The sequence below is a fragment of the Variovorax sp. PAMC26660 genome (assembly GCF_014302995.1).
GTDB lineage: Bacteria > Pseudomonadota > Gammaproteobacteria > Burkholderiales > Burkholderiaceae_C > Variovorax.
In genome coordinates this window covers 3,945,394-3,970,186 of sequence record NZ_CP060295.1, presented here as the reverse complement: position 1 = coordinate 3,970,186, position 24,793 = coordinate 3,945,394, and the positions used below count along the sequence as shown (strand labels likewise).

Genomic DNA, 24,793 nt, shown 5'->3' with positions numbered 1-24,793 from the left:
TCCCTTTTCTCCGAAGGACACCTCATGACCGACATCTCCATGTTCATCGACGGCGAGCATCGCGCCGCCACCGGCGGCGCCACCTTCGAGCGCCGCAATCCGCTGGACGGCGGCATCGCCACGCGCGCCCCCGCAGGCACGCCGGCCGATGCAGTCGCCGCTGTCGAGGCCGCGCACCGCGCCTTCGCCACCTGGTCGCAGACCGGTCCCGGTGCGCGCAGGGCCCTGCTGCTGAAGGCCGCGCACGCGCTCGAATCGCGCGCCGATGCCTTCATCCAGGCGATGGCACGCGAGACCGGCGCCTCGGCGCTGTGGGCCGGCTTCAACGTGCATCTGGCGGCCGGCATCCTCACCGAAGCCGCCTCGCTCACCACGCAGATCAGCGGCGAAGTGATCCCGTCCGACGTGCCCGGCAGCCTCGCCATGGGCGTGCGGCAGGCGGCCGGCGTGGTGATCGGCATTGCGCCGTGGAACGCGCCGGTGATCCTGGCCACCCGCGCCATCGCGACGCCGCTGGCCTGCGGCAACACCGTGGTGCTCAAGGGCTCGGAGCTGTGCCCCGAGACGCATGCGCTCATCATCGAAGCGCTGGCCGAAGCCGGCCTGCCCAAGGGCACGGTGAACTTCGTCACCAACGCGCCGGCCGATGCCGGCGCCGTGGTCGAGGCGATGGTGGCGCACCCGGCCGTGCGCCGCGTCAACTTCACCGGCTCGACGCGCGTCGGCAAGCTCATCGCGCAGACCTGCGCCAAGTACCTGAAGCCCGCCGTGCTCGAACTCGGCGGCAAGGCGCCCTTCGTGGTGCTGGACGATGCCGACATCGACGCCGCGGTCAACGCCGCGATCTTCGGCTCCTTCGCCAACTCCGGCCAGATCTGCATGTCGACCGAGCGCATCGTGGTCGACAACGCCATTGCCGATGAATTTGTCGCCAAGTTCGCGGCCCGCGCGCAGGCGCTGCCGCTGGGCGATCCGCGCGAAGGGCCGGTGGTGCTCGGCTCGGTGGTCGACATGAGCACGGTGAAGCGCTGCAACGCGCTCATCGACGACGCGCTGGCCAAGGGTGCCAAGCTGGTGTGCGGCGGCAAGGCGAGCAATACGCTGATGCCTGCGACGGTGCTCGACCACGTGACACCGGCCATGGATATCTACCGCGAGGAATCCTTTGGACCGGTGAAGGCCGTGGTGCGCGTCAGCGGCGTGGAAGAAGCCGTGGCCATTGCCAACGACAACGAGTTCGGTCTTTCATCGGCCGTGTTCGGCCGCGATGTGGCACGCGCATGGAACGTGGCGCAGCGCATCGAAGCCGGCATCTGCCATGTGAACGGCCCCACCGTGCACGACGAGGCGCAGATGCCTTTCGGCGGCGTCAAGGCCTCGGGTTACGGCCGCTTCGGCGGGCGGGCCGGTGTGGAAGCGTTCACGGAGCTGCGCTGGATCACGTTGCAGACAACACCGCGCCACTACCCGTTCTGATGGCCGGGCCGGCGGGTCTCAACCCGCCAGGAAGTCCGGCTGGCGAAATTTCTTCTCCAGGAACTGCCCATTGGCCACCAGCGCAGCCGCATCGCTGGAGGCCACGTTGGCCACGATCTCGCGCAGCTTGCCGTCGAGCAGGCCCAGTTGTTCGCCGAGCAACTGGCGTGCGGTCTTGCCGTCTTTCACGGCATGCGTGATGCGAAAGGCGGGCGGCAATGCAACGTAGTTGGCCAGCGTCTCGGGCAGGTAGCGCAGCACGGTCTCGCGCACGGTGAACAGGTCGTCGCCATTCGAGCGCGCGCCCACCAGCCGCGGCAGCACCTCGCCCACCGAGCCGCGCACACTGTCCAGGCTCTTGCGCATGTCCTCGGTCAGGTGCGGCTGTGCCTGCGCCACCACGCGGTCGAGGCGTTCCAGTGTCTGCTCCACGCTCAAGCTGTCTTCGATGCGGCGCTCCAGTTCGGGCGCCTTGCGGCCCAGCAGCCAGCCGGCCACGTACAGGCCGGCAGTGATCAGCAGCCATCCGCGATCGATGACGCCCGCGAACAGCAGGGCCGGCCCCATCAGCGCCAGCGCGCAGCCCAGGATGTTGGCGTTGCCGTACAGGAACAGCAGCGCCCGCAGCTTCAGCGAACGCTCCGGCATCACTGGTAGCCCCGGATTTCCTTGAACACCTGGCCCAGTTGCAGCTTGCGGCCGTCGAACTCGCGGCCGCCCGAGAGCAGCGCGATCTGCTGCATCTCGGACACGTTGCCCTCGCCGAACAGGATCGGAAAGATGCGCGCCGGCAGGCCGCGCGCGTAACGCTCGCGGAACTCGTGCAGCTTCAGGCCCGAGTTGTTCTCGCCGTCGGTCAGCAGCACGATGCTGACGAAGCGGTCGGGCTCGCGCTGCTGCTCTTGCCGCGCGAGGTCTTCGGCGGCGGCGAGCGCGGAGTAGATCGCGGTGCCGCCATCGGCCTGCATCGCATCGGCCTGGCGGCGCAGCTCGGTGCGCGCGGCATCGATCTGGTCGGCATCGAAGCGCACCCACACAGGCGCCGACACCTGGGTGGCGAACGGAATCAGCACCACGCGTTCGCGGCTCTGGAAGGCGCTGTAGCGCGCGCTGGCTGTCGTGGCTGCATCGGCGCCCGAGAGCAGCTTGAGTGCCTCACGCATCGATTCCAGGCGTTTGCCCGACATCGAGCCGCTGAGGTCGAGCACGAAGATCGAGGTGGCGGGCTTGCGCCATTGCGACTGGTAGGTGCCGAGCACTGCGTCGATCACTTCCAGCCGGTTGGGAAAGCCCAGCTCTGCCACAGCGGCCGTGGGCAAGGCGCTGGCGGCAGCCACCTCGGGGTTGGCAGGGCGAAGGAAGGCAGCGGAGAGCGCATCGCGCTGGAACGGCGCGGCCTTGAGCGTGGCCACGAGTTGGGTGTAGGCCTCGCGCTTGTCGGCGTTGAGCAGCATCAGCGGGTAGTCGGCCGAGATCATGCCGTCGCGCGGATAGATCAGCGTGAGCTGGTCGGCGGCGGGCAGCTTCTCGTTGGTGCGCAGGATCACGGCTTCGTAGTTCACCATCGCGTCGATGGCGGACGGGTCTTTGATGTACGCCTCGGCCAGCCAGCCGGAGCTGCCGGCGGTGAGCTTCTGGCCCGAGAGAAAAGCCTTGAGCGTCTTGCCGTCGACGTCTTGCGCGCTCAGGTCTTCGGTCTTGCCCGCGAGTGCGGACGCCACCGCGAACAGCGCGCTCATGCCGGTGTTGGAGCTGGTGGCGTTGGTCATGCCGTAGCGCAACTGGCCGCTGCCCGCGGCCTTGGCGATCTCGGCCCAGCCGGGCGGGCGCTTGGTCCAGCCGAGCTGCGCTGCCTTGGCGTTCTTCACGCCGAGCGCAATGCGCGAATAGAAGAGCTTGTCACGCGCCAGCGGCTTCGTCTGCAACGCGAGCGCGGGGTAGGCGCCGTTGGGCGGCAGGATCGCGTCGAAGCGCTCGCCGGCGTTGATGCGCTCGACAATGTCCAGCGTGCCAGCGTACGAGAGCCTCACCTCCACACCCGCGGCCTTCGCGGCATCGACGATGGGCCCTTCGAGGTCCTTCAGTTCCGAGCCCGCGAGGATGGTGAAGGCGGCGTTCGACGCCACCGCCGGTGCGCTCTTCGTGGCCTGCGCGTCCTGTTGCGGCTCGCAGGCCGCGAGCCCCATCGCCAGCAGCGCAATCGCGAACAGCCAGCGCATGCGCGCCAGGCTCACAGCGAGACCTCGCCGCGTGGCTGCTGCAGCGCCTGGGTCGTTTCCTGGCGGCGCACGCGGTCCAGGTAAGTGCGGCTCTTGGCAACCTCGTTGGTCAGCGTGTCCACCGTGGTCTGCATCGAATCGAGCGCGCGGCTCTTGAAGTCGGCGATCGTGTCCATGGTCTGGTAGATGTTGGCAAAGGCCTGCTGCAGCTTGGCGATCTCGATGGTGCTCGACGCGGCCTGCTGGTGGATGGCGCTGCTCTGGTCGCGCAGCATCTCGCTGGTGCTGGCGATCAGGTTGCCGGTGGTCGCGTTCAGCGCGCTGATCTGGTCGAGCACCAGCTTCTGGTTGGACAGCGCCTGCGCCACGATCACGGCGGTGCGCAGCGCAGCCACGGTGGTGGTGGTGGCGCGGTCCACGCCCTTCATCAGCTCCAGGTTGTTCTTGCGGATCATGTCCAGCGCCAGGTAGCCCTGGATGTTGACCGCGAGCTGCGTGAGAAGGTCGGTGACCTTCTGGCGTGCGTAGAACAGCATTTCCTCGCGCACCACGCGGGCCTTTTCGGGGTCGGTCACTTCGAGTTCGCGCGCCTTGGCGTCGAGCTGGCCATCGAGCGCCTTGCCGATGTGCACGTATTTTTCCAGCCGCTCCATCAGCGTCCAGAGGTTGACCTTTTCCTGCTCGATGGCGGTGTTGTCGCGCAGCAGTTCGTCCTTGCCGCGCTTGAGCGACTCGATGATCGCGTTCAGGTGCGTCTGCGAGGACTGGTAGCGCTCGAAGTAGGCCAGCAGCTTGTTGCCCAGCGGAATGATGCCCAGCAGCTTGCGCGCCGAGAACAGGTCGCCCTGCTTCGACGGGTCGAGGTCTTCCACCCGATGGCGCAGGTCGATCAGCGACTGGCCGATCTGCGCGCCCTTGTCGAACAGGCCGTTGCGCAGCGAACCCACGGGCCGCTCGAGCATGCGGTTGGAAACCGAAGCCGAAGCCTCGATGTCCTTGGTGCCCATCGAGTGGATGCGCTCCACCGCTTCCTTGAACTGCGGATGCTGGCTGTCGTGCTGGGTGATGTCGTCGATGAAGCGCGCCACCTGCGCGTCGAGTTCGGCCACCTCCTCGGGCTTCAGCCGCACCTTGCCGCTGGCGGATTCCACCGGCACCACCGCGACGGCGGCTGGCGGCTCGAGCGTGAAGGCCTGAGGCGGCAGGAGTTCGACTGGCGCGGAGGCCGTGGTGGTGGTCGTTGCGGTGACAGGCGCGTTCATGAGGGTTCCTTGATTCATTACTTGAAGCGGGCTTCGATGCCCACGGTCATTCGTTCCAGCCACTCGAAGCTGGGCGGGTCGATCACGTCGACCAGCACCTCGGGCACCTTCACGCCGCGCGCGGCCCAGGTCTCGGGGCCCTTGGTGTCGCCGCCGGTGCGGTAGCCGTATTCGTGCGCCAGCTCGCGCAGTGCAGGGTCGTTCTCCAGCGCGGCGCCGAGCCGCACGCCACCGGGCGTGTAGGGCACCAGCACATGCTTGGAGAAGACGGTGGGCTTGGGGTAGAGCAGCACCATGTCGCTCTTGAGCCGGTCGGGGTTCTTGAGCCAGAACTCGACCATCTGCGACTCGTAGGCCACCAGCAGCGGCGCCTTGCCCATGCCGAGCGCGAGGTAGTCCTCGAACGGGCCAGCCGACGACTGCTCCTGGAAGCCCTGGCGCAGGAACAGCGGCGCGACCACGGGCATGACGCGGTCCACGTCTTCCTGGCTCTGCACGATCTGCTGGTTGTTGGCCAGGTAGCTTGCGAGCGCGAGGTACATCGCGGCCGAGTTGGAGGTGCGAACGTCGGTCGAGTTGATCAGCAGCGATTTGCTGGTGGCAAAGGCGCTGCTGGCCTTCAGCTCTTTCCAGCGCGTGCCCTTCTCGATCATGGCCATCAGGCCCGGTAGGTCGACGACGTAGTAGAAGTCGCCCTGCTTCTGCGCGATGCCGTTGGCTACGAGGATCTCGGCAATCGGCCGCCAGCTTGCGAGCACGATCGGCGTGTAGAACGGGTTGAAGACGTTCGGTGCCTTGGCCAGCGACTTGAGCTGTGCCGCCGCGGGCGCGCCCGAGGGAAAGCCGAAGTCGAACTTGCTGGCGTCGTAGCGGCTGGCAATGGCACGCGAGCCGGCCTTCTCGACCGTGACGGTGATGCCCTGCGCCGCCAGCGCCTTCTGCACGCGCGGGTCGGCGAAGAAGGCTTCCTTTTCGGAACCGATCAGGCCACGCAGCGTGACCTGCTTGTCCTGCTCGATCCGGGTGGCGGCGGCAGTGGCCGATTCATCGTGCAGGCGGGTGTTGGAGTACCAGACACCGGACGCGACCGCCGCCAGCAGCACCACGGCCAGCACCGGCGCGATCAGCTTTCGAATTTCCAAATCTCATGCTCCTCACCTCCCTGTGAGCGGGAGGCGAGAAACATCCTACCGACCGAATATGACGGTTTATGACACCCCGATGTCAGCGGCGATCTCGCGCGTGATGCGCAGGAATTTCTCCATGTCGGCAATCGAGTTGCAATGCAGCGGCGACACGCGCACGGTGCCCGCCAGGCCAAAGGATTCGAGCATGCGCTTCGAGTAGATGCTGGTCGCCACGCGCTCGTAGACCGTCACGCCGCGCTTTCCGTACTCGACCACCGCCTGCGTGCAGTCGATGCGGTCGAAGCCGATGCCCAGGATCAGGTCGCGCTTGCTCAGGTCTTCATGGTCGAGGAAGACGTTCACGCCCTTTATCTCGCGCAGGCCGGTGGCGTTGGGAGTGCCTTCGAGCAGCGTGGCGAGCAGCGCGCGTTCGTGCAGCTCGATGTGGGTGATGCCTGCGACGAACAGCGCACGGCGGTCGGTGGCGTCGGTGAAATGGCTGCCGAGCCAGCACACGTAGTCGACGATCTCGGTGAGCACGGCGAACTGCCACGGCGCGGCGCTGCCCAGGTCCCAGTAGTCGGGCTTCTTGCCCGCCAGCTTGTGGTGCGGCAGCACGGCCGCGCGGTCGGACACCCACGTCAGGCCCGAGCCCCGGCAGCCGAAGAACTTGTAGGGCGCGATGTTGATGCCGTCCACCGGCGTCTTCTGCAGGTCGATCAGGCCATGTGGCGCATGCTGCACCGCGTCCACCACGATGTACAGGTCAGGCTTGATGGCACGCGCGCGGCGCACGATCTCCTCGATGTCGAGCTTGGCGCCGGAGATGTTCGACGCATAGATCACGTTGAGCAGGCAGGTGCCCTGGTCGACCAGCCCCACGATCGCATCGACATCGACGCCGCCGGTGACCGGGTTGCTGGGCGCCACGCGCAGCTCACGGCCGAGCCGGTCGGCATAGAGGCTCATCGCGTCGAAGGCCGAGGGATGCTCCAGCACGGTCGTGACCATGTTCGTGCCCGGCACGTTCTCGGCCACCGCGCGCACCATGTCGAACATGGCACCCGATGCGGTAAGCGAGGCGTACACGCTGCCGCCTTGCGCATTGAGGATGGTGCGCAGGTCCGCGCTGCCCCTGGCCTGGATGTCCTGCAGCTCGACGGCGGTGGCATGGATGCGTTCGGCGTTGTCGGGAATGGCATCGACCTGCGCGAAGCGCTCGACCGCCGCCTTCAGGCGGAACGAGCCGCCCGCGTTGTCGAAGTAGAGCCGCTCGCGGCCGTGATGGTCATGGTCGACCAGCAGAAAGCGCTGCTTGACCTCGCGCATCAGCACGCTGGAAAAGGCCTCGCCACGGGTGCGGTTCAAAAGCTTGGAAACCATTGATCAGACGCCCTTGTTGTTGGGGTTCTTGTAGATCTCGCGCACCGCGTCCGACATCGGGAAGTTCAGGTTCGCGTTCTTCGGCGGGATCGGCGACATGAACCACTTGGTGTAGAGCTGCTCGATGGCGCCCGACTTCATGAGGCCGGTGACGGTCTCGTCGACCAGCGCCTTGAACTGCGGGTCGTCCTTGCGCAACATGATCCCGTAGGGCTCCTGGCGCAGCGACTCCTTCAGCAGCTTGTACTCGCCCGGGTTGGTGGCGCTGGCGACCATGCCGGCGAGTTGCACGTCGTCGAGCACATAGGCGTCGGCGCGGCCGGTGGACAGCAGCAGGAAGCCGTCGGAGGTGTCCTTGCCGGCGATCTCGTTCACTTCGATGGTGCCGTTCTTGCGCGCGCCGCGCAGCAGCTGGATCGAGGTGCTGCCCGAGACGGTGGCCACGTTCTTGCCGTTGAGGTCGGCCAGCGAATTGATGCCCGAGGCCTTCTTCACCGCGGCGGTGATGTTGGTCACGAAGTGGCTGGGCGCGAAGTCGACCTGCGCCTGGCGCTGCGTGGTGTTGGTGGTGGTCGCGCAATCGAGGTCGACCGTGCCATTCTGCAGCAGCGGAATGCGGTTGGTCGAGTTGAGCATGGTGTAGCGCACCTCGATCTTCGGCAGGCCCAGTTTGGCCTTGATGGCGTCGACGATCTTCAGGCAGATGTCGTTGGTGAAGCCAATGGGCGCGGCGTCGGCGCTGAGCTTGTACGAGAACGGGATCTGGCTGTCGCGCGCGCCGATCTGGACGGTGCCGCTCTCCTTGATCTTCTGCAGGGTGCCGCCGTCCTGGGCGCTGGCGGCGCCGCATGCGAAGACAAGGGCGAGTGCTGACGCGAGAGGCAGTTTGAAGTCCATGGTGTATTCCTTGGTTTGCAATGACGGGGCCTGGCGCGAATCTTCGGTGTGTCGATGAATTTCTAAAAGCGATTTTTTGTGATCGAATCACATGAACAAAAGCGTTCTTTTGAGTCGATTTCACTGGAGACCCGCACCGTGATGACCTTCAAGCAGCTCGAAGCCCTCTACTGGATCGCCCAACTGGGCGGCTTCGCACAGGCGGCGAACCAGTTGCACACCTCGCAGTCGGCCGTGTCCAAGCGCGTGCATGAGCTCGAACTGCTGTTCGACACCGAGCTGTTCGACCGCAGCCAGCGCACCGCGCGCCTCACCGAAAAGGGCGAGGAGATGTTCGTGCTCGCCAAGAAGCTGCTGGCGCAGCGCGATGCGGCTGTCGAGCAGTTCGGCAAGCCCGGCGTGGTGGAACGCCGCATCCGCATCGGCGTGACCGAGCTGACCGCCATGACCTGGCTGCCTCGGCTGGTCGGGCTGATCCAGCAGCACTACCCGAAGGTGATCCTCGAACCCGACGTGGACGACAGCCTGCAACTGCGCGACAAGCTGCAGGCCGACGAACTCGACCTCGTCATCGTGCCGGACACCTTCGCGGACTCGCGCCTGTCGAGCAAGCTCATCGGGCAGGTGCAGAGCGCATGGATGTGCAAGCCCGGCGTGGTGCCTGCCGCCACCGGCACCGTGCGGCTGCATGAACTGGCGCGGCACCGCATGCTGGTGCAGGGCAACAACTCGGGCACCGGGCGCGCCTACGACGCGTGGATGAAGGAACAGGGCGTGCAGCCCGCCAACGTGATCGTGGTGAGCAACCTCGTGGCGCTGACCGGGCTCACCGTGTCAGGGCTGGGCGTGAGCTACCTGCCGCGCCGGTGCCTGGAGCCGCTGGTCGCGGCGGGCATGCTCGCGGTGATCGACGTGACGCCCGCGCTGCCGGTGGTGAACTACGTGGCGATGCACAAGGGCGAGCACCGCAGCGCCCTCACCTCTTCCATCGTGATGCTGGCGCAGGAGTGCTGCGACTTCACGCGGATGTTTCAGGCGCAGGGGGAGGAAGAGGTGGTGAAGGGCTGATCGGCGCTGGTTCTCGCGATGCACCAATGAAAACGGCCGGGCATCAGCCCGGCCGTTGTGCGTCGCGTAGCGCGAAACGCGGCGTCTACTTTGCGGCCAGCAAGGCGCGGTAGCTCAGGGCGTACGCCAGCTTGCCGGGTTTGAGCGGGTCTACAGCTACGTAGAGAGCTGTCAGGGCTGCCGGGTCATAGGGCTTCGTGATCTGCCCCATATCCGTCGCGGTCATCCCCGACGAGCCGATCAGCGTGGCGGGGTCGACACGATTCATCAGGGCCGATGCAGTGCCGATGGCCTGCATGTAGCTGGTCGCGTCAGTCAGCTTGTACGCCGACAGCGTGAGGTTCTGCGGACTCGCCTGCAGCCACTCGGACCAGTAGAACTCCAGGAACTCGGTGCTCTTGGTGGGATCGGTGCTGTTGGTGGGCGGGGTGTAGCCCAGGTCACGCGTGAAGTACAGCAGCGCGCGGTACGGATCGTCCTGCAGACCGTTGCTCAGGCCCAGTTGCTGCGGCAGTTCCGCAGGCGTGATGGCGCGGCCATCGGGCAGCCTGAGCCACACCGTCTTGTTCTTGCGCATCCCACGCCAGAAGGTCGCGTTGTTCTGGGTCATGAAGTTGCCCTTCATCACCACAGGAATCTTGACCTCTGCGCCGCCGCCGTCCGGTGCGTCCCAGAAGCTGGTGAGGGTGTGGTGACCATCAGTGAGGTACAGCACGCCGCGCGGGCCGACGACTGCAGACTTCATCGTGCTCTTGTCAACCGTTTTTCCGGAGCAGGTGAAGGTGGTGGTGTCGGTGAGCTTCGAGGTGCCCGCGATGACGGTGCTGCCCTTCGAGTCGGTCAGGCCGGAAGCCTCGCAGAAATCGTCGAACTCCTTCTTCCACTCCTTCGAGGTGCCGCCGTTGTTCCGGTAGCGCGCCTGCTTGTAATAGACCTGGTCATAGCCGATGGCCGGCTGCGTCGGGCGGGCGTCGCCGATGCGGATTGCCAGGGGAACATCGACAGCCGCCGCCGCATAGGTATTGATCACCGGCTGCACCGGCAACACGCGGCACACGCCCGAGATGTTGGTCGACGCCGTGCCACCCGTGCTGGCGCCAGTGCCGATGTAGTACGCCGTCTGCTTGCCCACGGGCAGCAGCACGCGTGCGGCCTTCTGGTTGTCGCTCCACTGGCCGGCGACGAGGCCGTTCATGCCGCTGACGATGGCGGTCGCCGCACCGCCGATGGCGGCATTGGCGCCGAGCTTGACGTCGGTGTCGATGGTGTCGGTCTGCAGCAGGCTGGCGCCCACCGAGACAAAGTTGCGCTGCGTACGGCCCGTGGCGGGCAATGCCACCGCCGCGCTCTGCAGCACCCAGGTGCCGGTGCGGAAGCTGCCATCGGCGGCGCTGGTGAATTCATCGGCCAGCAGCGTGGCCGCGCCCGATTGCGCGTTGACCATGACGCGGCCGATCCGCTGGCCGTCGATGGTCAGGGCCAGGGCGCCCGGGTAGGTCTTCTGGTCGGCTTCGGCCACGAGCTTGCCGGGCTGGCCGGCGCTGCAGTTGTCGGCATAGGCCTGGCCCACGCAGGCGCGCACGCTGCCGTCGGCCTTGATGCTGAGTTGTCCGAATGCTGCGTCGGCGCCGCCCTGCATCACGCCTTTGGCGTTGTAGGCGGCCGTGCGCTTGACGAAGCTGTAGACGCCGGCCAGCCGCGCCACGTCGGCCACGCCCTGGTTGGACGCAGCGACCTCGCCTTGCAGCAGCGAACCGTCGGCTGCCTTGAGGTTAGGCACCTGGGCCAGCGAACCGCTCAGCAGGCCTCCTTCGAGCTGGAAGCGCAGGCTCAATTTGGACAGCGCGGCGGTGGTGAGTGCATCGGGCACGCCCGTGCCCGCAATGGCAGCGAACTTCGTAGCGAGCAGCGAGCCATCGGCCTGGGTCGCGTAGCTGGCGCTCAGTGCGCCGGCCAGGCCGAAACGCGAGTCGACAAAGCGCAGCGTGAGCTGGCCGGTGGCCGGCTGGTCGAGCGTGATGGAAACGGTGTCGCCGAAACTGGCCGTGCCCGCGTACTGCGCGCCACCCGCGAGCGGCTGCAGCGCCACGGGCGGTGCGTCGGCGTTACCGGCGACGGGCCCCGTGGCCGGGAAAAAACCGGCGCCACCACTGCCGCCGCCGCAGGCCGCCAGCGACAAGGCCGCGAGGCCGACCAATCCCGCCATGCGCGCGCGGGTCCAATGAGAGTTCGTCATGAAAGTCCACAGAAAGGGGCTGAACACACGCCGGCGCAGGCTTTGCCCGCAGCCGCCGGAAGCGGCCCGATTCTGTGAACTTAAGGTGACGGTCCTGTGACTTCGTGTGACGGCTCAGTCCATGCGTTGCAACTGGACGTCCGTGACGGCCACGCTGCCCGAGGCCTTCGGAAAGCGCAGCTGCACCTGCGCGATGTGTTCAAGGTCCACCTCGTGCAGCGCGAAGGCCCTGAGCGGCACGGCCACCATGTTCAGCAATGGGCGCGTGGTGCCGGTGTCTGCGTAGATCGCGTCTTCAGGCGCATCGACCAGCGGGATCGTGCCGTTGGGCTTGCGCGCAATGCCGTAGAGCGCGTCACTGAAATCGCTGCCTTTCAGCGCCACCTTGCGCCCCTGCGTGTCGACCACGGAGACCTCGACCTCCTGCCCGATCGGCGCCGCGACGGCAACACGGAAGCTGAGGGTGTCGAAGCCCTTGGCAGAAAGGTCACCGGTGTTGACGGTCATGGTCGGACCGGGCGCGTCCCATTGCAGTTGGGCCTGGTCCGTGACCGACCAGATCAGCAAGGTCTTCGGGTCGTAGGAGCGCGGGCTGTACTTCTCACCTTCCCCGAACAGGGACGCAACGGAGATGTTGGTCACAGGATCGGTGCATGCCACTGGCCTCGTCGGTGTGATCTGCGACCCGCGGATTCCCAGAAACTGGCATTGCACCAACCGATTGAAGTTCGCAAGCACGGTCGACAACCCGCTGGGGTTCTTCGCAATGCTGTCGGCATTGCGAAAGCCCTGGAGCAGCTTGCGCTGCGCCGCCGGCTGATGAATGGTCAGGACCACGCGTTCGTCGCAAGTGGTTTCGCCCGCCGGGCATCCCGCTGCGGGTGTGGGTGCCTGTCCCTTCCAGTAAGGCGCGAACTGGACTTCATCACCAACGAAGTAGCGCATGAACGATTCGATCAGGAAGGCGCCATTGCGCCGTTGATCGTCAGCACTCATGCGAAGAGAGTCCATCCTTCCTGTTTGCTTGCAATGGAGCGGCGCAGTACCAGGGCTGAACAACTTAAAACCCTGGTAGTCGTAGTCGATCACGGACCCCAAGGCATCGTCGGTTTCGGACCAATGATCGTTGTAAAAATTGTGATTGGCGCCCCTCACGACGATCTGATACTTCGGCGCACTCTCGTCCTGCGCGGTGTAGCGGCTGTCGTCGAAGATCTGCGCGCCCGGCATGTTGTAGACGTCGCCATCGCAGGTGGGCAGCAGGGTCGCGAACGGCACATGGGTCACACGCGACAGTTGCCTGGCATTGATCGGCGCCAACGAGAAAACCGCGCGGAGCTTGTGTGGCGCTTCGGTGCTGGACGGCAACACGATCCCGGACGCCGCCAGTGCGTCCGGCGAGGTCGTCTGCTCCAGCCATTTCGAGCTGTCCGCGTTGATGCTTTTCGGCCTGATCGCCTGAGCCTGCCTGAGCTTGACCTTGGCCTTCTCCAGTTCGAGCGTCTCTGCGCCGAGCTTTTCCTTTGCTTGCAGCGACTCTGCCAGGCGCTGTGCCACCGCTTGGGTGAAGGCAGAAATGGAAGGCGAGCCCGCCGGCAGCGCGGCGAGCGCGCTCTTTGCCTTGGTCAGCTCGGCACTTGCTGCGCGGTCGGCAGTCGTGGCCGCATCCACCCGCGTCTCGACAGCCGCAGTCAATGCAGCGGCGAACCGGAGCCAGCGCACCGTCTCGACATCTTCGTAGCTGATGCCGATGCGCTGCTTGTTCAACTCCACCGCATAGGCCACTGCCTCCGCACCGCGCGAGTGCCCGAGGATGCCCACGCGATCGAGGTCCAGCTTGCCCTTGAGCCCCGCCAGCTCGACACCATTGAAGACACCCGTGGCATTGCCCGTGCGCAGCAGGTCGAGCGTCGTCATGAGCAACTGTCCGCGTGCCAATGCGCCGGCATCGGAAGCGTTGCTGTTGTTGAGCCCGTTGATCTTCCCCGCATCGATGGAAAGCGCCACATAGCCTTGCTCGGCCAGGCTCTTCTGCAAGTAGTCGTAGCCCTTCGCGTTGTTGAGTTCTGTGTCATCGTGCATGCCATGCAGGAACACGACCACCGGGAAACCGCCCGAGGGCGAGACCTGCACCTTCGACAGGCCCCGCGAAGCGGCGGCCTCGCCGACCGGGTATCTCACCGTGCCACGCAGAGGCACCGTGTAGATCACGTCCTTGTTCAGCGGATCGGACACCGCTGTGGTGCCGAGCCGATAGACCACCTGCTCGGAAGACACGAAGTCCCCTTTTTCACCGAAGGGCACGGCAGACGAATACCGGGTGATCTCGGAAGGGTCTGTCGGGTTCGGCATGACCGCGACCGAGGCCGTTGGCGCAGGCTGCGCGGCAGGCTCGGTCACAGCGGAAGGTGCCGGCGGCATTGCAGCGATGGGCATCCCTCCACCTCCGCTACCCCCGCCACATCCCCCCAACAAGGCAAACACCAGAAAGAACGCGCACGCCTGCGGCACGCGCTTCGCACATTCGACATTCATATTTTTCTCTCCCTGACTCTCTCGATGCACAACGAGAGCGCGCCACTCGCGTGACGAAGGTCGCGCTCCTGCGAGTGTCTGGATGTCCGGGAGTCGAGCGTTATCGCGGGCTGCGGCTTGATGGCCGGCCCGTCTGGTGATGAACTCCTCCCTCGCAAACGACGCAACACCGTTGCACTATCTGTGCCAACGCCTGCTGTCGTTCTTGCAAGAGGGGCGCCTCAGTCGGGGCTGCCGAGGCGGGGTGTTTCAGGGTGCAGTCGCCGCAGTGCCAGTGACAGTTTCATGGCAAGGTCGCGCGCGCCGGGCTCCCCGCGGGCCAGGGCAGCCAGTGCTTGTTCGTAGTCGTCCGTGAGCTGTTGCCACAACTCGAAGTCGGCGCCAAGACCCTCTGCGTCCTTGTCCATCTGCGCTCCTGTCTGCGTGCCTTCCACCCTGCGTTCATCAGTTTGACTGATTTTCTTCTGGAACGTTAGAACTTTAGGAAACTCTTGCTGCACCGACCTGGATTTGGTGGCTGTCGATCCAATGCTGATTTGGTGAAAACATATTTCAAAAACAGCCAAATTTGCGTCAATATTCGCGACATTCCGTGATTTCAACTTCGATTCGATGGAATTGAGAAAAAATCTTTCATTCCTGAGTCTTGCTTGAAAGCTCGCCAGAAGCCGCGCAAACGCCCTGTGTTCCCTGCCTTCCATCGTCGCAAGACGTCCATCAGAAAGTGCACATGACCATCACCGTGACACGCCAGGATGCCCGCTACAACACCTTGAAAAAGGGCTTCAACCTGCGATGGCCTGCAACGGAATCGGATGCGGCCTCGCGCATCGAGCTGCCGGAGAGCGCCGCCGATGCCACTGCCGCCCTGCAGCGCATCGTCGATGCGGGCCTTCGGCCCACATTGCGCAGCGGCGGCCATTGCTATGAAGACTTCGTTTCCAACAATCCCGAAGGCGCAATCCTCGATCTGAGCCTGCTCACCCAGACGAGCACCGCCAAGGCCGATGGGCGCCATCGCATCGGCCCCGGCACGCAGAACTGGACCGGCTACCTTGACCTGTACAAGCGCAGCAACGTCACGCTGCCCGGCGGCTCCTGCTACTCGGTCGGTGCGGGCGGGCATATCTGCGGCGGTGGCTACGGTCTCCTCTCGCGCCTGCAGGGGTTGACGGTCGATTGGCTGTCTGCGGTCGACATCCTGACGGTGGACAACCACGGCAAAGTGGCGCCGCGCACCGTGGATGCGAGCCACGAGCCCGAGCTGTTTCGCGCCTGTCGCGGTGCGGGCGGCGGCAACTTCGGCGCGATCACCGGCTATGTGTTCGACACCTTGCCGCAAGCGCCGCGCGAGGTGGCATTGGCGGTGGTCGCGTTCGACTGGGCCACCATGACGCCCGAGCGCTTCGCCACGCTGCTCTCGATCTACGGCGAATACTGGGAAACGCGCGGCAAGTCGCCCGACACCTGGGGCATGTTCTCGCTGCTCAAGCTCACGCATCGTTCGTCGGGCCAGATCGTGATGCTGACGCAGTTCTGCAACCCCGACGGCACCTGCAACGACCTGACGGTGCTCAACGAATTCCTGAGTCGCTTCCAGGCCTGCGCACCGGTGCCCGCCAAGGGCCGTGCGCCGGGCGTGGGCCCGGCACCGCAGCGCGATGCGGGGCAGTTGCTGTGCTCCAAGCCGCATACGGTGACGCGCTACGACTGGCTCACGGCCACGCAGTACCTCAACGGTTCGGGCGACAACCAGCGCGGCAAATACAAGTCGGCCTACATGAAGCAGAACTTCAGCGCACGCGAGGCGCGGCGCATCTACACGCACCTGACGCGCGTGATGCCGGGCGTCGATCTCAGCCAGTCGTTGGTGCAGGTGGATTCATACGGCGGCGCCATCAACAAGCCCGAGCGCATCAACGACACGGCGGTGCCGCAACGCGCCTCGATCATGAAGCTGCAGTACCAGACCTACTGGCGCAGTGCCGCTGACGATGCCGGCCACCTGCGCTGGATCAGCGACTTCTACCGCGACGTGTACGGCACGCCCGAGGTGCCTGAACGTTATGCCGGCACGCCCTACCCCGGTGAACGTTACGAGGGCTGCTACATCAACTATCCGGACAACGACATGCTGGCGTACCCGTTCTGGTCGCAGCTTTACTACGGCGATCAAGGGCTCTATGGCTTTCTGCAGAAGGTGAAGCGGCGCTATGACCCGAACAACATCTTTCACCATGCCATGTCGGTGCGGCCCTGATGAAACTTCGCTGTTCTGTTCTTCTTGCTGGGCGTTTTGTTCGCTGCTGTTCAGGGCGTCGCTCACGCCGACACGGTGCTCTTTTTCGCGAATGTCCCCCGCTTCGCTCCTCCTTTATTTCGCGAAAAAGAGCCCCGTATCGACGTGAGCGCTCAGAGCGGTTGTTGATCGCAGGATCACCAGCAGCGTGCCCCTGTGCGAATGACACCGGGTGCTCCCCGCAGCGAAATAAAGGAGGAGCGAAGCGGGGGACATTCGCGGAGGGGAGCACCCGGTGTCATTCGCACTCGCCCTGAAAACAGCAGCACCAAAAACGCCCGCCTCAACCAAGAGAGGAACCCCATGACATATCGCCCAAGTCAACCCGGCCAGAAACGCCGCGCCGTCATGCAATGGATCGGCGGCGCTTCCGCCCTCGGCGCCTTGACTCCGTTGCTGCCCGCCAACGCACAAACCCCGAACGCGGCAAGCCCCGGTGCAACAACGGCGGGCGTGGCAGTCAACGAGACACCAACACCCCGCTTCGCCTACGTCGGCACCTACACCAGCAATGCACCCGGCGGCACTGCCGGAGGGCCTGCGTCGAAAGGCATCCATGTGCTGGCCTTCGCGGACGGTGGCTGGCCGCAAGTGCAGACGGTCGCCAGCGCGAACCCTTCGTTTCTTGCGGTGCATCCCAGCCGGGGCTTCCTGTATGCGATCAACGAAATCGACACCTACCAAGGCCTGCCCACCGGAACGGCCGAGGCCTATGCCATCGATGAGCGCAGCGGCCGCCTGACGCTGATCAACCGCCAGCCGCTGTCGCTGTCGGGCGTGGTTCCTGCGCACCTGGCCGTGTCGCCCGATGGGCGCGCCCTGGTCGTCGCGCTGTATGGCGGCGGTGCCTACAACGTGCTGCCGATCGGTGCGGACGGAACGCTCGGCAAGGTCTCGGGCATTGAAAAGGAAACCGGCTCCGGCCCCGATGCAGAACGACAGGAATCACCGCATCCGCACATGGTGCTGTTCGATGCGTCGGGTCAGCGCGTGATCGCCACCGATCTGGGCAGCGACCGCATCAACGTCTTCTCGCTCGCCGATGGCAAGTTGAGCCTGCTCGGCCGCACACCCGTGTCGCCCGGCAGCGGCCCGCGCCACCTGGCGCTGCTTCCGTCGCAGCGCTTTTTGTACGTGGTGAGCGAACTCGACGCCACGGTCGCCTGCTTCGGCTACGACGCGGCGAGCGGCAAGGTCGGGGAGCAACGCCAACGCATCTCGACCGTGCCGGAGGGCTTCACCGGCCAGAAGAACGCGGCGGCGCTGGTGATGCATCCCTCAGGGCAATTTCTGTATGCGACCAACCGCCGGTTGAAGTCGGACCATCCGATGGCCGACAGCATCGCCGCATTCCGCATCGATGCAACCAGCGGCGCGCTGACACCGCTGCAGCACTGGGGCGAAGGCCTGCGCTTCCCGCGCGCGTTGGCGATGGCACCCGGTGGCAGTCACCTCTACGCACTCAGCCAGAAGGGCGACACCATCTTGCGCCTGCGCATCGACCCCGCGAGCGGCAAGCTCGACCAGCCGGTGCAGGTCGCGCAAGTGCCCACACCGGTGTGCCTTGTATTTGCCTAACGGCTAACTAGCTCCCGCGCGTGAGCATCCGCCCCGCGCGCGCAATCACCCGGGCTTCGGGCTCGCCGCCGCGGTAGGCCAGCACGCCGTTCACGAACACGTGTTCGACGCCTTCGCTCACGCCGTGCGGCTTGTCGTAGGTGGCGGTGTCGGTGATGGTCTCAGGGTCGAACACCACCACGTCGGCCATGGAGCCTGCACGCAGCAAGCCACGGTCGGCAATGCGCAGGTTGCGCGCAGTCATGCCGGTCATCTTGTGCACCGCCTGTTCCAGCGTGAACAGCTTGCGCTGGCGCCAGTAGCGCGCAAACACGCGCGGGAACGCACCCCACAGGCGCGGATGCGGATGGCGGTCGTGCGGCAGGCCGTCGCTGCCGATCATGGTGAACGGATGCGCGATGACGCGCTCCACGTCTTCTTCCTGCATCTGGAAATAGCAGGCGCCGCCGGGCTTCAGGCGCAGGCAGGCCTCTTGTTCGGTGGTGCCCCACTCGCGCGCGATGTCGGAAATCAGGCGGCCCGTCATTTCGGGATGCGGGTCGGACCAGGTCAGCAGCACGTCGATGACGCCATCGACCAGGTCTTCGCGCAGCACGGTGGAGCCGGCCACGTAGGGGTACACGTCCATCGCGATCTTCTGGCGTTTGGCCAGGGCTTCGATCAGCGGCAACGTTTCCTTGGTGCGGCCCCAGTTGGCGGGGCCGGCGCACTTGTGGTGCGAGATGACGAGCGGCACGCCGGCGTTGAAGGCCGAGTCGCCCGCTTCGTGCAGCGCTTCGATGATCTGCTGCATCTCGCTGCGCAGATGGGTGGCGTACACGCCGCCGTGGCGCGCCACCACACGCGCAAGCGCCGTCACTTCCTCGGCCGGTGCCGCAAAGGCTTCTTCATAAAACAGGCCCGAGGACATGCCATGCGCGCCGTCAGCCATGCAACTGTCGAGCAGCGCTTCCATGCGCGCCAGCTCATCGGCACTCGCAGGTCGGTCGAGCGCTTCCATGGTCGCGAAGCGCAGCGTGGTGTGGCCGATGAGTGCGGCCACGTTCAGCGCGGGCTGCGTCGCATCGACGGCCGCGCGGTACTCGGCCATGGTCGCGTGCTTGAACGATTCCGCGCCCAGAAGCGTGAGCGGCGGCTTGGACTGCGGCGTGCGGTACGGCGCGAGCGAGATGCCGCAGTTGCCCGTCACCACCGTGGTGATGCCCTGCGACACCTTGGGCAGGCACAGCGGGTCGCGCAGCACGATCGCGTCGTCGTGCGTGTGGGCGTCGATGAAGCCGGGCGCGATCACCTTGGCGCGGCAATCGACCACCTCGACATCCGCAAGCACCAGGCCAGCGGGCAGCCGCTCGCGCAGGCCCGCGCCGAGCGCGAGGATGCGATCGCCCTGCAGCAACACGTCACCGGGCCACGAAGGGCCGCCGGAGCCGTCGACCACCAGGCCGCCTTCGAGCAGCGTGGCGCTCTTCATTTGTTGTTGTCGTTGCTCAGCCATGCTTGATACCTCCGCCGTCCCAGCTTTGCAGCGGGTGCGTGGCGGCATCGATGCCGTGCCGCTGGAAGGCATCGCGTGCGCGCTGCAGGCGCTGCACCGCGGGCTCGCCACGGCGCTGGGCCACCAGCACCGTGAGAATTTCGATGGCGGTCAGGTGCGTCAGGTAGGCGTCGATGCCCACGTGCATCACCGCGTCGTCGGGCACCGAGAGGCCGAGCAGAAAGTCAGCCCTGGCCGCGAGGGCCGTGCCGGGCCGTGTGAGCGCGACCACCTTGGCGCCCTGCCCGCGCGCGATGTCCACCGCGTCGAGCAGCGAGGGCATGCCGCCGACGTGCGAGATCGCGATGACCACGCCGCCGGGCCGCTGCGCCGCACCGGCCACCTGCTGCAGGTGGTAGTCGGCCCAGGCGTTGGCCGAGAGGCCGAGGCGGAACAGCCGCGCCTGCAGGTCGTTGGCCATGAACCACGAGGTCGCGCCCGCGCCGTACAGATCCACATGCGGCGCGGCAGCGATGGCCGCCACGGCGCCGTCGAGCACCTGCATGTCGAGCTGGCCGCGCACGCCCGAGACCGAAGCGGCCGCGCTGCGTGCGATCTTGCCGACCACTTCGTCGGCTGCATCCTCGATGTTGACGCGGCGGTGCAGCGGCGAGCCGCCGAGCGCCAGCTCCTGCGCCAGCGCGAGCTTGAACTCGCGCAGGCCGGCAAAGCCGAGGTCGCGGCAGGTGCGCATGATGGTCGGCACCGAGCTGCGCGAACGCTCGGCCAACTGCTCGAAGCTCTCTTCGAGCACGCGGTCGGGGTCTTCGAGGATCAGGTCGAGAATCGCGCGCCGCGTCGCCGGGGCGCTGCTGCGGATCTGCGCGACTTTCTGAAGCAGTGAAGGGGTCATCGGTGCAAGTTCAGAAATGCATGGCGACGGCGTCGCTCACGCGGTAGTCGTTCTCGACGACAGGCATCCAGTGCCATTTGTCGAAGGTGGTGCAAGGGTGCGAGATGCCGAGGCCGACGCGGTCGCCCACGGCCGGGGCCTGTGTCTCTTCGGTGGCATCCCAGCGCAGGTAGGCATGCTGGTCGTTCAGTGCGGTGATCTTCCAGCCGGCGGGCACGGCCTGCGGCTGCAATGCGCCGCGTGCGGCGCGGGCGATCGGCACGGGCATCGACAGGTCGAAGGAGATGTCGCGCTTGCCCACGGCAAGGATCGCCAGGCCGGGTTCGGGGCGCGATTGCACGGTGGCCCAGACTTCCATCGCCGGCGTCAGGCCCTCGCCGCAGCCGCAGCCCAGGCGCTCATCCACCGCGTTCACCATGCGCTTGTAGAAGCCGTGGTCGTGCGTGACGTAGCAACCCGAACGCAGCAGGCCACGAACAGGCGAACCCAATGCAGGCTTGAGGCGCCCGGCCACGAGGTCGAAGATGGCCGAGCCGCCGGCCGAGACCAGCACCTCGTCAGTCTCGAACAATTGCTGCGTGTCGCAGTGGCGCGCGACGGCTTCCACGCGGTCCATCAGCGTGTTGGCATAGGCCGTGTCCGGTTCGCTGGCACCGGTGGCGCCCTGCCCTTCATAAGTCTCGATGCCCACGAGCTTGACCGCATCGCTGGCGCGCAGCCGGGTCGCGAGCGCGATGGCGTCTTCATGCGTGCGGCAGCCGGTGCGGCCGCCATCGACGCCGATCTCGATCATCACGTCGAAAGGCACGCTCGCAGGGTGGCGCTTCTTCCAGTCTTCGATCAGCGCCAGTTGCGCGAGCGAGTCGACCAGGAACACGATGCGCAGGTCGGCATGTGCGCGCAGCAGCATCTGGATGCCAGCCAGGTCTTCGTCGCTCACCACCTGGTTGGCGATGAGCGCGCGGCGCGCACCGGCCGCCACGCCCACGGCCAGTTGCGTGACGGTGGCGAAGGTCAGGCCCCAGGCGCCCGCGTCGAGCTGGCGCTTGAAGAGCTGCGGCGACATCGTCGTCTTGCCGTGCGGTGCGAGGTCGATGCCCCATTCGCGCACCCGCGCCTGCATCCACGCCAGGTTGTGTTCGAGCGCCTCGCGCTTGAGGATGGCCAGCGGCAGCGGCAGGTCACCGGCCAGCACATTCCAGCCGGCCGCGCCGATCTCGCTGCGTCGGCGCGGCGGCTGGGTGCGCGGGTAGCCCTTGAAATTGCTGCCCAGCAATGGGTCCTGGAAGTCCTTGGTGGCTGTGTCGGTCATGGTCATGCGGCAATGTTGGAGAGCAGTTCTTTGCGGAGGCAGGCGCTGTAGTGTCCGGTCGAAATTTCTTCGAGCGCGGGCACAGTCTGCGCGCAGATCTCGATGGCATGCGGGCAACGGGTGCGGAACACGCAGCCAGAAGGCGGCGAGATGGGGCTGGGAATGTCGCCCTTGAGCGCGATGCGCTCGGTCTGCACTTCGGGGTCGGGCTTGGGGCTCGCGGCCAGCAGCGCCTGGGTGTAGGGGTGCGAGGGGCGGGCGAACAGTTCGTCGGTGGTGGCGACTTCCATCACCTTGCCCAGGTACAGCACCACCACGCGATCGCACAGATACTCGACCACGTCGAGGTCGTGCGAGATGAAGAGCATGGTCAGGCCAAGACGCTCGCGCAGGTCGGCCAGCAGGTTGATGACCTGCGACTGGATGGACACGTCGAGCGCGGACAGCGGCTCGTCGGCCACGATGAACTCCGGCTCAACCGCGAGCGCGCGCGCCACGCCGATGCGCTGGCGCTGCCCGCCCGAGAACTCGTGCGGAAAGCGGCTCGCGTGCTCGGCGCGCAGGCCGACGGTTTCGAGCAGCTCGGCAATGCGCTTGTCACGCGCGGCCGCGCCCTTGTGCAGGCCGTGCGTGGACAGCGCCTCGCCGAGGATGGCGCTGATGCGCATCTTCGGGTTCAGGCTCGCGTACGGGTCCTGGAAGATGATCTGCAGCTTGCTGCGCAGCTTGCGCATGCGCTCGCCCGAGAGCGCGCCGATGTCCTCGCCCCGGTAGAGCACCTGGCCTTCGGTGCGCTCGATCAGCCGCAGCACAGTGCGGCCGATGGTGCTCTTGCCCGAGCCGGATTCGCCGACGAGGCCGAGCGTTTCACCGGGCTGGATGGCGAACGACACGTCGTCGACCGCGCGCACCGGGCGGTCGCTGCTGCCGAAGTATTTCTTGAGTCCGCGGACTTCGATGAGGGGAGCTGCGGTGGTCATCGTGGGTGTTTTGTATTGGCTCCCTCCCCTTCCGGGGGAGGGTTGGGGTGGGGGCACGACGGCATTGGATGAAGCACTGCGCCGAACGAACGCCGCTTGTCCCCATCCCAGCCTTCCCCCGGAAGGGGAAGGAGCAACACGCCAGGCAGTGCGCTTCTCATGCGATCCTCACCAAAGGCTGGGCCGGCTGCACACGAACGCAGCGGGCCTCGCGCCCATGGTGCGTCTCGATCAGCGGCGGCATCACGGCGCTGCACTCAGGCAGCGCCAGATCGCAACGCGGCTCGAAGGCGCAGCCGGGCGGCGGCGCCAGCGGGCTCGACACCTGCCCGCGAATCGCGAACAGCCGCTTGGGCTTGGGTTGCCCCGGCAGCCGCGCCTTGCCCGGCAGGCAGGCCAGCAGGCCCTGCGTGTACGGATGCTCGGGCTGCGCGAACAGCGGCCGCACGGGCGCGCTCTCGACCACCCGGCCCGCATAGAGCACCACCACGTCATCGGCATGGTGCGCGACCACGCCGAGGTTGTGGGTGATGAAGAGGATGCTCATGCCCGTCTCGGCCTGCAGCCGGCGCATGAGTTCGAGAATCTGCGCCTGGATGGTCACGTCGAGCGCAGTGGTGGGCTCGTCGGCGATCAGCAGCGTCGGGTCGCAGGCCATCGCGAGCGCAATCATGACGCGCTGGCGCATGCCGCCCGAGAGCTGGTGCGGGTACTCGTGAATGCGTTGCGCAGCCGCCGGGATCTCGACCAGCTCCAGCATGCGCAGCGCATGGGCCAGTGCCGACTTACGGTCCAGCCCTTTGTGCAGCCGCACGCTCTCTGCGATCTGCTCGCCGATGGTGAAGACCGGGTTCAGGCTGGTCATCGGCTCCTGGAAGATCATCGACAACTGGTTGCCGCGCAGCGAGCGCATTTCGCGCTCGCCGATCTGCAGCAGGTCGAGCGTCTTGCCTTCGCGCGTCACGAACGATGCGGTGCCGCTGACCTGTGCGTTCGCGGTCTTGGGCAGCAGGCGCATCAGCGTGAGGCTGGTGACCGACTTGCCCGAGCCCGACTCGCCCACCAGCGCGGTGGTCTTGCCGGGCTGGATCGAAAAACTCACGTCGGCCACGGAGCGCACGAGGCCGTCTTCGGTGGGGAAGCTCGTGCTCAGGTTGCTGACCGTCAGACGTGCCGTGTTCGTGGGGTTCGTCATCATGAAGTCTTCTTGAGCTTGGGGTCGAGCAGGTCGCGCACCCCGTCACCCAGCAACTGCAGCGACAGCGCCGTGAAGATGATCGCGAGCCCCGGGAACAGCACCACCCAGAAGGCCTGGTGCGCGTACTGCTGGCTGCCCGCGACCATGGTGCCCCAGGTCGGAATCTCGGGCGGCACGCCAACGCCGAGGAACGACAGGCCTGCTTCGGCCAGGATCGCGTAGGCAAAGATGAAAGACACCTGCACGAGGATCGGTGACATCAGGTTCGGCAATATGTGGCGCCACAAAATGCGCGAGGTGCGAACACCCAGCGCGCGCACCGCTTCCACGAACAGCAGCTCGCGCACCACCAGCGTCGAGGCCCGCACCACCCGCGCCACGCGCGGCGTGTAGACCAGCACCAGCGCCAGCACGGTGTTCATCAGCGAGGGCCCGAGGATGGCCACCAACGCGATGGCCAGCAGGATGTCGGGGAAGGACATCATCGCGTCGACCACGCGCATCAGCGGCGTGTCGAGCCGGCGGAAGAAGCCGGCCATCAGGCCCAGCACCGTGCCTGCGATGACCGAGCCCAGGGCAGTGAGCGCAGCGATGGCCAGCGAGTAGCGCGCACCGTGCACGATGCGCGAATACATGTCGCGCCCGAGTTCGTCGGTGCCCAGCAGGTGTTCGGCGCTCGGTGCCTTCAGGCGCTGCAGCACGGCCGTGTCGTTGGGGTCTGCGGAGGCGAACAGCGGCGCGCCGATCGCCATGATCGCGATGACCAGCAGCACCAGCGCGGAGACCATCACGATGCGGCGGTGCATCAGCTGGCGGAGCATTCTTGGCATTTGCAT

The 24,793-nt window shown here is 66.2% G+C and carries 19 protein-coding genes; 4 read left to right on the top strand and 15 right to left on the bottom strand.

Translation table 11 applies throughout. The features are described 5' to 3' along the window. Nucleotides 1-24: 24 nt before the first annotated feature. Entirely contained in the window at nt 25-1,476 is a 1,452-nt protein-coding gene (locus H7F35_RS18725) for an aldehyde dehydrogenase (protein WP_187108104.1), read from the top strand. An 18-nt stretch (nt 1,477-1,494) separates the two neighbouring features. Here H7F35_RS18725 and H7F35_RS18720 read toward each other — a convergent pair whose 3' ends face one another. The 6 genes from H7F35_RS18720 to H7F35_RS18695 all read right to left on the bottom strand — a co-directional run bounded on the left by H7F35_RS18720 (nt 1,495) and on the right by H7F35_RS18695 (nt 8,364). Next, nucleotides 1,495-2,124, bottom strand: a complete 630-nt coding sequence (locus H7F35_RS18720; protein ID WP_187108103.1) for a hypothetical protein — start codon at nt 2,122-2,124, stop codon at nt 1,495-1,497. Beyond that, entirely contained in the window at nt 2,124-3,710 is a 1,587-nt protein-coding gene (locus H7F35_RS18715) for a vWA domain-containing protein (protein ID WP_261803273.1), read from the bottom strand. The genes H7F35_RS18720 and H7F35_RS18715 overlap by 1 nt, the downstream gene beginning before the upstream one ends. Then, complete coding sequence (locus H7F35_RS18710; protein ID WP_187108102.1) at nt 3,707-4,957, bottom strand: toxic anion resistance protein; 1,251 nt, start codon at nt 4,955-4,957, stop codon at nt 3,707-3,709. The genes H7F35_RS18715 and H7F35_RS18710 overlap by 4 nt, the downstream gene beginning before the upstream one ends. A 17-nt stretch (nt 4,958-4,974) precedes the next feature. Beyond that, nucleotides 4,975-6,099, bottom strand: a complete 1,125-nt coding sequence (locus H7F35_RS18705; protein ID WP_187108101.1) for a hypothetical protein — start codon at nt 6,097-6,099, stop codon at nt 4,975-4,977. Between the two features lie 66 nt (nt 6,100-6,165). Then, entirely contained in the window at nt 6,166-7,467 is a 1,302-nt protein-coding gene (locus tag H7F35_RS18700; protein ID WP_187108100.1) for an aminotransferase class V-fold PLP-dependent enzyme, read from the bottom strand. A 3-nt stretch (nt 7,468-7,470) separates the two neighbouring features. Beyond that, complete coding sequence (locus H7F35_RS18695) at nt 7,471-8,364, bottom strand: amino acid ABC transporter substrate-binding protein (RefSeq protein ID WP_187108099.1); 894 nt, start codon at nt 8,362-8,364, stop codon at nt 7,471-7,473. Nucleotides 8,365-8,505: 141 nt separating this feature from the next. Here H7F35_RS18695 and H7F35_RS18690 point away from each other — a divergent pair, with 141 nt between their 5' ends. Beyond that, complete coding sequence (locus H7F35_RS18690) at nt 8,506-9,432, top strand: LysR family transcriptional regulator (RefSeq protein ID WP_187114334.1); 927 nt, start codon at nt 8,506-8,508, stop codon at nt 9,430-9,432. Between the two features lie 85 nt (nt 9,433-9,517). Here the strand turns inward: H7F35_RS18690 and H7F35_RS18685 are convergent, their stop codons facing one another. From H7F35_RS18685 to H7F35_RS34810, 3 genes are all read right to left on the bottom strand, one after another. After that, nucleotides 9,518-11,668, bottom strand: coding sequence for a ParB/Srx family N-terminal domain-containing protein (locus H7F35_RS18685; RefSeq protein WP_187108098.1), 2,151 nt, complete (start codon nt 11,666-11,668; stop codon nt 9,518-9,520). 114 nt (nt 11,669-11,782) lie between these two features. Next, the gene (locus H7F35_RS18680) at nt 11,783-14,104 is read right to left on the bottom strand and encodes a hypothetical protein (RefSeq protein WP_187108097.1); all 2,322 of its coding nucleotides are present in this window, start codon (nt 14,102-14,104) and stop codon (nt 11,783-11,785) included. A 320-nt stretch (nt 14,105-14,424) separates the two neighbouring features. Continuing rightward, nucleotides 14,425-14,904, bottom strand: a complete 480-nt coding sequence (locus H7F35_RS34810; RefSeq protein ID WP_261803272.1) for a hypothetical protein — start codon at nt 14,902-14,904, stop codon at nt 14,425-14,427. 29 nt (nt 14,905-14,933) lie between these two features. On the opposite strand from H7F35_RS34810, the gene H7F35_RS18670 reads away from it, so the two are divergent. Continuing rightward, complete coding sequence (locus H7F35_RS18670; RefSeq protein ID WP_187108096.1) at nt 14,934-16,463, top strand: FAD-dependent oxidoreductase; 1,530 nt, start codon at nt 14,934-14,936, stop codon at nt 16,461-16,463. A 342-nt stretch (nt 16,464-16,805) separates the two neighbouring features. Further along, nucleotides 16,806-18,080, top strand: a complete 1,275-nt coding sequence (locus H7F35_RS18665) for a lactonase family protein (protein ID WP_187108095.1) — start codon at nt 16,806-16,808, stop codon at nt 18,078-18,080. 7 nt (nt 18,081-18,087) lie between these two features. Here the strand turns inward: H7F35_RS18665 and H7F35_RS18660 are convergent, their stop codons facing one another. The 6 genes from H7F35_RS18660 to H7F35_RS18635 all read right to left on the bottom strand — a co-directional run bounded on the left by H7F35_RS18660 (nt 18,088) and on the right by H7F35_RS18635 (nt 24,793). Next, complete coding sequence (locus H7F35_RS18660) at nt 18,088-19,551, bottom strand: N-acyl-D-amino-acid deacylase family protein (protein ID WP_187108094.1); 1,464 nt, start codon at nt 19,549-19,551, stop codon at nt 18,088-18,090. Nucleotides 19,552-19,567: 16 nt separating this feature from the next. Beyond that, nucleotides 19,568-20,467 carry a MurR/RpiR family transcriptional regulator gene (locus H7F35_RS18655; protein WP_187108093.1) on the bottom strand — a complete coding sequence of 300 codons (900 nt, stop codon included), beginning with the start codon at nt 20,465-20,467 and terminating at the stop codon, nt 19,568-19,570. A 10-nt stretch (nt 20,468-20,477) separates the two neighbouring features. Further along, nucleotides 20,478-21,779, bottom strand: a complete 1,302-nt coding sequence (locus H7F35_RS18650; protein ID WP_187108092.1) for an amino acid deaminase — start codon at nt 21,777-21,779, stop codon at nt 20,478-20,480. A gap of 2 nt (nt 21,780-21,781) precedes the next feature. Then, complete coding sequence (locus H7F35_RS18645; RefSeq protein WP_187108091.1) at nt 21,782-22,759, bottom strand: ABC transporter ATP-binding protein; 978 nt, start codon at nt 22,757-22,759, stop codon at nt 21,782-21,784. 157 nt (nt 22,760-22,916) lie between these two features. After that, a complete protein-coding gene (locus H7F35_RS18640; RefSeq protein ID WP_187114332.1) occupies nt 22,917-23,954 on the bottom strand; it encodes an ABC transporter ATP-binding protein in 1,038 nt (345 codons plus the stop codon). After that, entirely contained in the window at nt 23,954-24,793 is an 840-nt protein-coding gene (locus tag H7F35_RS18635; protein ID WP_187108090.1) for an ABC transporter permease, read from the bottom strand. The genes H7F35_RS18640 and H7F35_RS18635 overlap by 1 nt, the downstream gene beginning before the upstream one ends.